The organism is Pedococcus sp. P1_H8 (genome assembly GCF_056405175.1).
Window position 1 is genome coordinate 58,409 of record NZ_JBFUCP010000012.1, and the last position, 10,424, is coordinate 68,832.

The following is a 10,424-nucleotide window of genomic DNA, read 5'->3' on the forward strand; positions in this document are numbered from 1 at the left end:
TATGATTTCGCCCGTGTCCTCCGAGCAGCGGTCCCGGTCTCGGCGGCCACGTCGACAGGGACATCGACAGGGGCCACCCCACCCCCTGCGGGTGCCGCCCCCCGTGCCGGAGCTCAAGTACCCCCCGGAGCTGCCGGTCGTCGCGCGCAAGGACGACATCGCTGCTGCGATCCGCGACCACCAGGTCGTCATCGTCGCGGGGGAGACGGGCTCGGGCAAGACGACCCAGCTGCCCAAGATCTGCCTCGAGGTGGGGCGCGGGCAGGCGGGACTGATCGGACACACCCAGCCGCGGCGCATCGCCGCGCGCTCGGTGGCCGAGCGCATCGCCGAGGAGCTCGAGGTCGAGCTCGGTGGCGCGATCGGCTACCAGGTGCGTTTCACCGACCAGAGCAGCGACACCACCCTCGTCAAGGTGATGACCGACGGCATCCTGCTCAACGAGATGCAACGAGACCGCCTGCTGCGCAAGTACGACACGATCATCATCGACGAGGCGCACGAACGGTCGCTGAACATCGACTTCATCCTCGGCTACCTCAAGCAGCTCCTCCCGAAGCGGCCCGACCTCAAGGTCGTCATCACCTCCGCGACGATCGACCCGCAGCGCTTCGCGGAACACTTCTGTGACCCGGTGTCGGGGGAGGCAGCGCCGATCATCGAGGTGTCAGGCCGCACCTACCCCGTCGAGGTCCGCTACCGCCCGCTCGTCGACCCGCAGCGGCCCGACGCAGAAGAGCGGGACCAGGTCACGGGCGTGTGTGAAGCCGTCGAGGAGCTGTGGACCGAGCGCGCTGCGGACGGGACCGGTCACGACATCCTCGTGTTCCTCTCGGGGGAGCGCGAGATCCGCGACACCGCCGACGCGCTCGAGAGCATGAAGCTGCCGCAGACGGAGGTGCTGCCGCTCTATGCCCGGCTCTCCGCCGCGGAGCAGCACAAGGTCTTCGGACGGGCCACCGGACGACGAATCGTGTTGGCCACGAACGTCGCCGAGACGTCGCTCACCGTGCCGGGCATCCGCTACGTCGTCGACGGCGGCACCGCACGCATCTCGCGGTACTCCCAGCGCACCAAGGTGCAGCGGCTGCCGATCGAGGGGATCTCGCAGGCGAGTGCGAACCAGCGCGCCGGTCGCTGCGGGCGCCTCGCGGACGGCATCTGCATCCGGCTCTACTCTGAGGAGGACTACGAGGCGCGGCCCGAGTTCACCGAGCCGGAGATCCAGCGCACCAGCCTCGCGTCCGTCATCCTCCAGATGACCTCGCTGGGCCTCGGCGACATCGCGGCCTTCCCGTTCGTGGACGCCCCGGACGCCCGCCAGGTCGCCGACGGCATCCGGCTGCTGGAGGAGCTGCAGGCCTTCGACACCGTCGCCGACGCCGACGCGCCCCCGACCGGAAGGCATCGTGGTCGCGGGAGGAGGCTGACGGCATACGGGACGTCGTTGGCACGGCTCCCCGTGGACCCGCGGCTGGGTCGCATGCTGATCGAGGCGGGCACGTTGGGCTGCACCCGTGAGGTGCTGGTCATCGTCGCCGCCCTGTCGATGCAGGACCCCCGCGAGCGACCCGCCGACAAGCAGACCCAGGCCGACCAGTCGCACGCGAGGTTCCGCGACGAGCACTCCGACTTCGTGTCGCTGCTGAATCTGTGGGCCTATCTCAAGGAACAGCAGAAGGCGTTGTCCCACAGCGCTTTTCGGCGGATGTGTCGCACGGAGTACCTGCACTACCTGCGAGTGCGGGAGTGGCAGGACCTCCACAGCCAGTTGCGCAAGGCCTGCCAGGACGTCGGCATCGACACCAAGGCGGCGACCGCCGCCCCCGGGGAGCCGCCCGACGCCGACCTCATCCACCAGGCGCTGCTGTCCGGTCTGCTGTCCCACATCGGGCTGCGTGACGAGGCCAAGCGCGACTACCTGGGTGCCCGCGGTGCCCGGTTCGGCATCTCGCCGGGGTCGACCTTGTTCCGCCGCCAGCCGACCTGGGTGATGTCTGCCGAGCTGGTCGAGACGACCCGGCTGTGGGCGCGGAGCAACGCCCGGATCGACCCGATCTGGGCGGAGCGGCTCGCCCCCCACCTGGTGAAGCGCACCTACTCCGAGCCCCGGTGGTCGCGCAAGCAGGGTGCGGTGGTGGCGACCGAGCGGGTCACGCTCTACGGCGTCCCCTTGGTGGCGGCGCGCACCGTCCAGTACTCGCGGATCAACCCCGAGGAGTCGCGTGACCTGTTCATCCGGCACGCCCTGGTCGAGGGAGACTGGGACACCCACCACGAGTTCTTCAGGGCGAACCAGGCTCTGCTGCAACGACTGTCGGAGCTCGAGGAACGCGCCAGACGGCGCGACATCGTCGTCGACGAGGAAGACCTCGTGGCGTTCTACGACGCACGAGTGCCCGCTGAGGTGGTGTCCCAGCGCCACTTCGACCGGTGGTGGAAGGACGTCCGCCGGCAGACGCCGCAGCTGCTGACCTTCACCGAAGAGCTCCTCACCCGCGAGAGCGCAGAGGGCGTGTCCGCGCTCGACTACCCGCGGACGTGGACCCAGGGCGGCATCGAGCTCCCGGTCACCTACCAGTTCGAGCCGGGTGCAGCGGCCGACGGTGTCACGGTCCACATCCCCGTCCAGGTGCTCAATCAGATGTCCGACACGGGCTTCGACTGGCAGGTGCCGGGGCTGCGGGAGGAGCTTGCGACCGCGCTGCTGCGGTCCTTGCCGAAGGCGACCCGGGTGCACTTCGTGCCTGCGCCGGACCACGCGGCTGCCGCTCTCGCGCAGGCCCAGTCCGGTGGCGACCGACGGCTGGCTGACGAGCTCGCGCGGGTGCTGCGCGCACGCACCGGCATCCAGGTGCCGCCCGAACAGTTCGCGCCGGACCGCGTCCCCGACCACCTGCGCATCACTTTCGCCGTCGAGGACGGCAGCGGACGTGTGCTGGGCAGCGGCAAGGACTTGGGCGCCCTCCAGGAGCAGCTTGCCGGACAGGTGCAGCGGCGAGTGTCCCGCGCCGGTGCCGATGTCGAGCGAAAAGGTTTGCGGCAGTGGGACTTCGGCGACCTGCCGCGCACCTTCGAGTCGGCATCGGGCGGTCGCACGGTCCAGGGCTACCCGGCCCTCGTCGACCGCGGCGACAGCGTGGACCTGGTCGTGATGACTGGGGAGCGAGAGGCTGACGCGGCCACTGCGCTGGGGGTGCGGAGGCTGTTGCTCCTCAACACGACCGCTCCGTGGAAACGGGTGCTGTCGTCGCTCAGCAACGCCCAGAAGCTCGCGCTCGGCAACAACCCGCACGGGTCGGTGCCCGCCCTGCTGGAGGACGCCCTTGCGTGTGCCGTCGACGCGATCGTCCTCGAACGCGGTGGCGAGGGGGCTGGAGCCGATGGCGTCCGCGACGCGGATGCCTTCGAGGAGGTGCTCGCGTCCGTCCGCACCCACGTCGCAACGCGCGTGCTGATGGTCGTCGGCGAGGTCGAGCCGGTGCTGGCGGCCGCCAACGAGGTGCGGGTGCGGCTCGAGGCCATGACCGCACCAGCGACGTCCGCACTCGTGGCGGACGTGCGCGCGCAGCTCGACAGCCTCGTCTACGGCGGCTTCGTGGCCGACACCGGACTTGCCCACCTGGCGGCGCTGCGCCGCTACCTCAAGGCGATGCTGCAGCGTCTCGAGAAGGCGCCATCGTCCCCGGCCGCGCTGACACGCGACGCGGCCAACCAGGAGGTCGTCGACCGTGTCGAGATCGCGTATGCCGACCTGCTCGACTCCCTGCCGCCCGTCGAGCGCCGGTCGGGCCCGGTCCGCGACGTGGGGTGGATGGTCGAGGAGCTGAGGGTGAGCCTGTTCGCGAACGGGCTCGGAACGGCATACCCGGTGTCGGAGAAGCGGATTCGCGCCGCGATCGCCGCCCTCGGCTGAGCCCTGCGCAGGGTGGCACGGACGAGGGCCCCGACCACAGGTGGTCGGAGCCCTCGTCGGTGCTGTGACAGGGTCAGGCGAGGTGGACGTTCTCGTGACCCTCGGACGACAGCGACTCGTGCTTGACATTGAGGAAGCCGAACGTGATCAGCGACCCGACGATGATCATCGCCCCGGCCACCAGGTAGGCGTGGCTGGAGCCGAACGTCTGCGCCTGCAGCGCGATCTGGTGCTGCGCGGCCTGGACTTGCTCGGGGGACAGCGACCCTGAGGCCACCTTGGCCTGAAGCGCGGCGCCGAGCTCGGCACCCCGGTCCTTGGCGCTGCTTGCGAATACCGTGCTCAGGGTCGCCAGTCCCAGGGCGCCGCCGACCTGGCTCATGGTGTTGAGCACCGCAGAGGCGACTCCGGAGTCCTCTTCAGCCACGCCGGCGGTCGCAGTGAGCGTCATCGGCACGAAGACCAGGCCCATGCCCACCGCGAGGATGGTGACCCAGGGGAGCAGGCCAGTGGCGTACGAGCTGTCGACCTCGAGCTGGGCGAACCCGAACATGCCGGTCGCGGCGAGCAGCGTGCCCACCCCGGCGATCCACCGGGGGTCCACGCGGCTCATCAGGGTGGAGGCGATCTGGGCTGCTACGACGATGCCGGCCGAGAACGGCAGGAAGGCGAAGCCGGACTTCAGTGGCGAGTAGCCCAGCACCTGCTGGATGTAGAGGCCGAGGAAGTAGAACATCGCGAACATCGCGGCACCGATGATCAGCATCACGGCGAAGGACGTGCCGCGGGTGCGGTCGGCCAGGATGCGGATCGGCATGAGGGCGTGGGTGGAACGCATCTCGACGACGACGAAGGCGACCAGCATCGCGACACCGGCGATGAGGGTGGTGAGGGTGGTGGCCGAGGTCCAGGAGTCACTGGCGGCGTTGGTGAGGCCGTAGACGAGGGACACCAGGCCACCGGTGCCCAGGATCGCTCCGGGGACGTCGATCCGGCCCTTGCCGCGCGCGGACTCGGGGAGGAAGCGAGGGGCGAGGAAGGCGACGACGAGGCCGATCGGCACGTTGATGAACATCGTCCAGCGCCAGTCGATCTCGGTCAGGGCGCCACCGAGGATGAGACCCACGGCCGCACCGGCACCGGACATCGCGGCATACACACCCATGGCGCGGTTGCGCGCAGGGCCGGCCGGGAAGGTGGTGGTGATCAGGGCGAGGGCGGTGGGTGACGCGAGCGCGGCACCGATGCCCTGCAGCGCACGGGCGCCGAGCAGCATGCCCTCGGTCTGGGCGAGGCCCCCGAGGAGGGAGGCGCCGGCGAAGACGAGCACACCCGTCATGAAGACCTTGCGGCGGCCGAACAGGTCACCGAGGCGGCCACCGAGGAGCAGCAGCCCACCGAAGGCGAGCGTGTAGGCCGTGACGACCCACGAGAGGTTCTCGGGGGTGAAGCCGAGGTCGGCCATGATGTGCGGCATCGCGATGTTCACGATGGTGCCGTCGAGCACGACCATGAGCTGGGCGGCCGTGATGACGGTCAGGGCGATGCCCAGGTGACGGCCCTTGCCGCTGGGCGCGGCCTCGGGTTGCGGGGTCGAGACGGACTCGACGACAGCGGTCGAAGACATGGTGGATCCTTCTGAGGTGGGTGGTGGGAGATGGCGTGGTGCCAGCTGACGTGGTGTCAGACGACGTCACGGTGACGTGGTGGGGTGCTGCGGTGGGGTGCAGCGGTGGAGAGATCGAGCGGTGGTCAGCCGCGCTGCAGGGTCGCGGCGCAGGCGGGGAGGACGACGCTGTCCACCAGGGAGATGAGGCGCTCCTGTGACGGGTTGGTGCCCGTCAGCATCGCCTCGTGGATACAGATGGCCGGCAGCAGGCGTGCCAGCATTTCCAGGTCGGCGCCGTTGCCGATCTCCCCGCGCAGCTGGGCGGCGCGGAAGGTCTTGAGCGTGACCGCCATCTTGGGTGCCATGAGGCGGGTCATGATGGCCTCACGAAGCTCGGGGTCGCGGTGCAGCGACCCGAGCAGGGCGGCAAACACCTGGACGGGGAGGTCCTCGCCGATGCCACCCTTGGCACAGGCCTGGGCAATGAGGTCACCGCGCAGGCTGCCGGTGTCGGGGAAGCGGTCGGCCTCGACCCCGATCATCAGCTGGAGCGCGTCGATGACCAGGTCGACCTTTCCCGGCCAGCGACGGTAGAGAGTGGCCTTCGAGGCCTTGGCGGCACTGGCCACGGCGTCGAAGTTGAGGCGGTCGTATCCCACGTCGGCCAGGGTCTCGAGCGCCGCCTCGAGGATCTCCCGTTCGCGGTCGCCCTCGACCCGGGGCCGGGGGCGCGCCGGTTCGGGCGCTTCCTGGGTCCCCAGGGTGGTGGAGGCGGTGCTGGTGGGAGTCACGCTGTCTTCCTCGAGTTTTCTGTGACGGGTCTGTGTGTCGAGTGGATGGTACGAAACTGTTTCGTTTCATCCAACTCTAGGGTCAGGCCGCCCATTCCACAAACCCGGCAAGTGTGACCGGCGTCACATTGAGACCGGTGACGGATGTCGCGCTCGTGGTGGAGGTGAGCCACGGAATCCCCTGCCATGCTGAAGCGTTGGCATTGTGGACCGGGATGCCTGCCAGCATCCCGGGAGAGAAGCAAAGACCTGACTAGCCCATGAGACCTGGGCACCTATCGCTGGAGTAGCCGTGCTGAACCCATCCGAGCTCTACCACTTCGAGACCGACACCGACCCGCAGGAGCTGCGGGCGTCGGTCATGGTCGTCGCGCTCGGCGGCTTCATGGACGCGGGTCACACGCAGCGGATCCTCACCGACCACCTCCTCGGCTCCGGCGAGTCGACCGTCGTCGTGTCCTTCGACACCGACCAGATGCTCGACTACCGCGGCCGTCGGCCCGCCATGGTCTTCGACTCCAACCGCTGGCTGAGCTACGACGACCCGTGCCTGGCGCTGCACCGCCTCGTCGACCGGGACGGCACGCCCTACCTGCTGCTGACCGGGCCCGAGCCGGACTTCCAGTGGGAGCGGATGACCGAGGCGGTCCGTCAGCTCGTGGTCCTCCTCGGCGTCAACCTCGTCGTCAGTGCCCACGGCATCCCGATGGCCGTCCCGCACACCCGCCCGATCGGGCTCACGTCCCACGCGACCGACCCGCGGCTGATTCCCCTGCAGGACAACCCGTTCGGTCGTGTCGAGGTGCCGGCGAGCCTTTCCTCCCTGCTCGAGCTGAGGCTGGGGGAGTCAGGCCACGACGCCCTCGGGTTCGCCGTGCACGTCCCGCACTACCTCGCCCAGGCAGAGTTCGCCGACGGCGCCGTGACCGCGCTCAACGCGATCACCGCCGCGACCGGGCTGAACCTGCCCATCGACGACCTCATCGCACAGGCCGGGCTGAACCGGGCCGAGATCGCCCGCGAGATCGAGGGGTCCGACGAGGTGTCCCAGGTGATCGCCGCGCTGGAGCGCCAGTACGACACGTTCAGCGAGGGTCGTCAGAAGCCGAGCCTGCTCGCGACCGACGTGAGCGAGCTGCCGTCGGCCGACGAGATCGGCGCCGAGTTCGAGCAGTTCCTGCGCGACGTCGCCGATGACGAGGCCACCGGCGAGGGCAACCCCAGCTGAGTGCTCGCGCCCCCGCGTCAGTGAGTGCTCGGCCCGCGTCAGACCTTGGCGTGCCTGGCGCGCGAGAAGCTGTAGAGACCGAACGCCGCGAAACCGGCCGCCATCACGACGAGCAGCGCGGGGCCGAAGGGTTGGTCGCGGAGTGACTTGAGCGCACCGTCGAGGCCGGTGGCCTCCTTGGCCTGCTTGTGCACACCGGCTGCGGCGAAGAGGAATCCGACGATGACCAGGGCGATGCCCTTGGCGATGTAGCCGACGCGGCCGGCTCGCGTCGCCCACGTGCCGGGGTGGTCCTGCAGGTCCTGGAGGAACTTCTTCGTCCACCCCTTGTGGACGTGGTAGATGCCGACGCCGATGATCGCCAGTCCGATGACGACCACGAGGGCGCGCCCACCGGGCTTGTCCAGCAGCTTGGCGGTGAAGTCGACGCTCTGGTTGCGGCTGTCGCTCGACTTGCCCCGGGCGAACTGGAAGGCCGACCAGGCGAGCGCGAGATAGATGACCGCCTTGCCCGCGGCCTTTGCGCGGCCGCCCCACGCGTCCTTGTCGTCGCCGGGGTGTCCCACGATGGCATCGGTCACCTGCCAGAGGGCCAGGCCGAGGAAGCCGACCACGCCGATCCACAGGGCCGCCTTGCCCGCCCCGTTGCCGGCGAGGGACGCCAGCGCGCCGCTCTGGTCGGCGTTCTTGCCGCCGCTGCCGCCGAAGGCCACCTGGAGGGCGATCCAGCCGATCAGCAGGTGGAGCAGGCCACTGGTGGCGTAACCCACCCGCGCGGCGGCCTCGAGAGCGGGGTGGTCTGATGCCTTGGAGGCGGCCTGCTTGACGTCCTGGGGGTCCATGTCACCACCTAACCACGCATCCGCGCAGGTCAGGGGGTTTGTGAGTGCGCAATGGTCCGCGGCCCGGTGGGTCTGGGTCCTCGGTCCAAGGTGTGGGTGCTAGTCCTTGGCCTCGGACCAGCGACGGATGATCGAGGCCTCGGCGACGAACCGCACCTGCGTCGATCCCGTCCACCGGCGTGCGCTGTCGGTCAGGGCACGCTCGAGACGCGTTCTGGCCTCGGCGGCGTTCTCCTCCGGGACGTGCACGAGCAGCTCGTCGTGCAGGCACAGCACGATCTGGGCGCCGAGGTCTCGTGTCGTGACCCTGACTGTGGCCGCCCACGCCTTGAACAGCTCGGCCGCGCTGCCCTGGATCACGGCGTTGCGGGCGAACCGACCGCGCGCGGCGTCGTAGGCCGCCGTGCCATCGGCGGGCACCTCGGCCAGGACCGCGTCCAGGCGGATCAGCCGACCACCGAAGGTGCGCAGCGGCTCGCGCCGCAACCCCGCGGCATACGCGGCATCGAGGTAGCCCATGGCGACCGGGTAGGTGCGCTCGAGGTCCTTGAGCGCCTCGCCGGCGGCCCCGCTGCGCTGGCCGTACATCGCCGCGAGGACCGCGATCTTGGCCACCGGACGCTCGACTCCCAAGGCGGCCGCCACCGGTGCGTAGAGGTCGTCGGCCCGGGTGGCCGCAGCGAAGGCCGCGTCGCCGGAGACCGCCGCCAGGACTCGCGGTTCGATCTGGCCGAGGTCTGCGCGGACGAAGACGTGGCCGGGGTGGGCGGCCACGGCTGGGCGCAGCGACGTGGGCAGGTTGTGGAGGCCGTTCTGCGCCGTCATCCGTCCAGCTGCTCCGTCGCAGGCGGTCCACCCGCCACGCAGCCGGTCGTCCGGCCCCACGTGGGCGTCGAGCCAGGAGTAGCCGTAGGTGGTCGCGATGCGTTCGGCCTTGCGCCACTCCAGGAGGGCGCCCACGACGGCATGGGTTTCGCGGAACGGCTCGAGCACCCACTTGCGCGTGTTGGGTACGACAACCCCGACGGAGGCGAGGAGCTCCTTGACCTGCAACGGGTTTCGCAGATCCGTGGACTCGCGGCCGGGCGTGTGGGAGAGCACCTGCAGGTCGCGTTCGGCGCGGATCCGTCGCGCGTCCGCCTCGTTCTCGGGGCGGGCGCCGGCCGCCTCCGCGATCATCCGTTCGGCGGTCGCCCGGTCGACGGGCAGGCCGTCGCGGGCGAGCTCGACACACAGGAACGCTGCCGCGGACTCGGAGTGGGCTGCCGCCACCGACCGCGGGCCCACCGCTGCCAGGGCGGCCTCCTGGGCGGCCGCGCAGGCGACGGCCGCCCTGCCCCACGCCACCACCGTCTCGTCGTCGGGCAACCACGTGGGCGTGCCCGCGTCGGGGTCGAGGTAGCCGTCGGACCTCACCACCGACAAACCCGTGTGCACGTCGGTGCCCAGTCCTCCCGTCCCCGACGCCGTCGCGGTCGACGTCGTCGACGAGGGCTCGGTGGTGTGGAAGTCGAAGAGATCGCCGCGCGTCGCTGCGGGCAGGCCCGCGCGATCCAGCCGGTATGCCGCGGCCCACGCCACCTGCGGCGTCGCCTCCCACCCGCCGGCGAGCAGGCGATGGGCTTCGGCCACGTCCCAGCAGCGGTTCACCGGCACCCCCGCCGCGACGAGAGCGGTGGCGTCGCCGCCCGCGGACCACCAGACCCAGCGAACGTCACCGGCCTCCTCGAGGTCGGCCGCCCGGGGGACGAGCTGGCCCACTGGGCCCACGAGCTGGACGTCCTCGCCCACGATCGCGGCGCGACCGTCCGCTGTGGCGACGAACGCGACGTGGGCAGCAGGCATGACGGCCACATCCTCGCACCCGGGACCGACGACCCGGTCGGTCGCGGGTGCTTCACCCGACAAGGGTGCGCTTCGCCCCGGAACCGTTCCCGGGTGCAGCTCCCCTTTATCGGGTAACCCGATAAAGGGGAGGCTGGGGAGGCTGGGGAGGCTGGGGAGGCTGGGGAGGCTGGGGAGGCTGGGGAGGCTGGGG

The 10,424-nt window shown here is 70.3% G+C and carries 7 protein-coding genes; 2 read left to right on the forward strand and 5 right to left on the reverse strand.

Annotation, left to right across the window (positions count from 1 at the left end; all coding sequences use genetic code 11):
• Position 1 precedes the first annotated feature (1 nt).
• The gene (gene hrpA / locus AC1DYG_RS16785; RefSeq protein ID WP_477641013.1) at positions 2 to 3,916 is read left to right on the forward strand and encodes an ATP-dependent RNA helicase HrpA; all 3,915 of its coding nucleotides are present in this window, start codon (positions 2 to 4) and stop codon (positions 3,914 to 3,916) included.
• A 73-nt stretch (positions 3,917 to 3,989) separates the two neighbouring features.
• On the opposite strand, the gene AC1DYG_RS16790 is transcribed toward hrpA, so the two are convergent.
• The 3 genes from AC1DYG_RS16790 to AC1DYG_RS16800 all read right to left on the reverse strand — a co-directional run bounded on the left by AC1DYG_RS16790 (position 3,990) and on the right by AC1DYG_RS16800 (position 6,545).
• On the reverse strand, positions 3,990 to 5,543 hold the full coding sequence (locus tag AC1DYG_RS16790) for an MFS transporter (protein WP_477641014.1): 1,554 nt from the start codon (positions 5,541 to 5,543) through the stop codon (positions 3,990 to 3,992).
• 125 nt (positions 5,544 to 5,668) lie between these two features.
• A complete protein-coding gene (locus tag AC1DYG_RS16795; protein ID WP_477641015.1) occupies positions 5,669 to 6,316 on the reverse strand; it encodes a TetR-like C-terminal domain-containing protein in 648 nt (215 codons plus the stop codon).
• A gap of 82 nt (positions 6,317 to 6,398) precedes the next feature.
• Entirely contained in the window at positions 6,399 to 6,545 is a 147-nt protein-coding gene (locus AC1DYG_RS16800) for a hypothetical protein (RefSeq protein ID WP_477641016.1), read from the reverse strand.
• Between the two features lie 63 nt (positions 6,546 to 6,608).
• Between AC1DYG_RS16800 and AC1DYG_RS16805 the strand changes: the two genes are divergently transcribed.
• A complete protein-coding gene (locus tag AC1DYG_RS16805; RefSeq protein ID WP_477641017.1) occupies positions 6,609 to 7,544 on the forward strand; it encodes a PAC2 family protein in 936 nt (311 codons plus the stop codon).
• A gap of 38 nt (positions 7,545 to 7,582) precedes the next feature.
• Here the strand turns inward: AC1DYG_RS16805 and AC1DYG_RS16810 are convergent, their stop codons facing one another.
• Together AC1DYG_RS16810 and AC1DYG_RS16815 are read right to left on the reverse strand one after the other, a co-directional pair.
• Entirely contained in the window at positions 7,583 to 8,386 is an 804-nt protein-coding gene (locus AC1DYG_RS16810; protein ID WP_477641018.1) for a DUF1206 domain-containing protein, read from the reverse strand.
• 99 nt (positions 8,387 to 8,485) lie between these two features.
• Positions 8,486 to 10,231 carry a DNA polymerase gene (locus AC1DYG_RS16815; RefSeq protein WP_477641019.1) on the reverse strand — a complete coding sequence of 582 codons (1,746 nt, stop codon included), beginning with the start codon at positions 10,229 to 10,231 and terminating at the stop codon, positions 8,486 to 8,488.
• Positions 10,232 to 10,424: the final 193 nt, after the last annotated feature.

Bases quoted from the DNA above. Each gene is read 5' to 3' on its own strand.
- hrpA (WP_477641013.1), top strand. From the start codon at position 2: ATGATTTCGCCCGTGTCCTCCGAGCAGCGGTCCCGGTCTCGGCGGCCA.
- AC1DYG_RS16790 (WP_477641014.1), bottom strand. From the start codon at position 5,543: ATGTCTTCGACCGCTGTCGTCGAGTCCGTCTCGACCCCGCAACCCGAG.
- AC1DYG_RS16800 (WP_477641016.1), bottom strand. From the start codon at position 6,545: ATGCTGGCAGGCATCCCGGTCCACAATGCCAACGCTTCAGCATGGCAG.
- AC1DYG_RS16810 (WP_477641018.1), bottom strand. From the start codon at position 8,386: ATGGACCCCCAGGACGTCAAGCAGGCCGCCTCCAAGGCATCAGACCAC.
- AC1DYG_RS16815 (WP_477641019.1), bottom strand. From the start codon at position 10,231: ATGCCTGCTGCCCACGTCGCGTTCGTCGCCACAGCGGACGGTCGCGCC.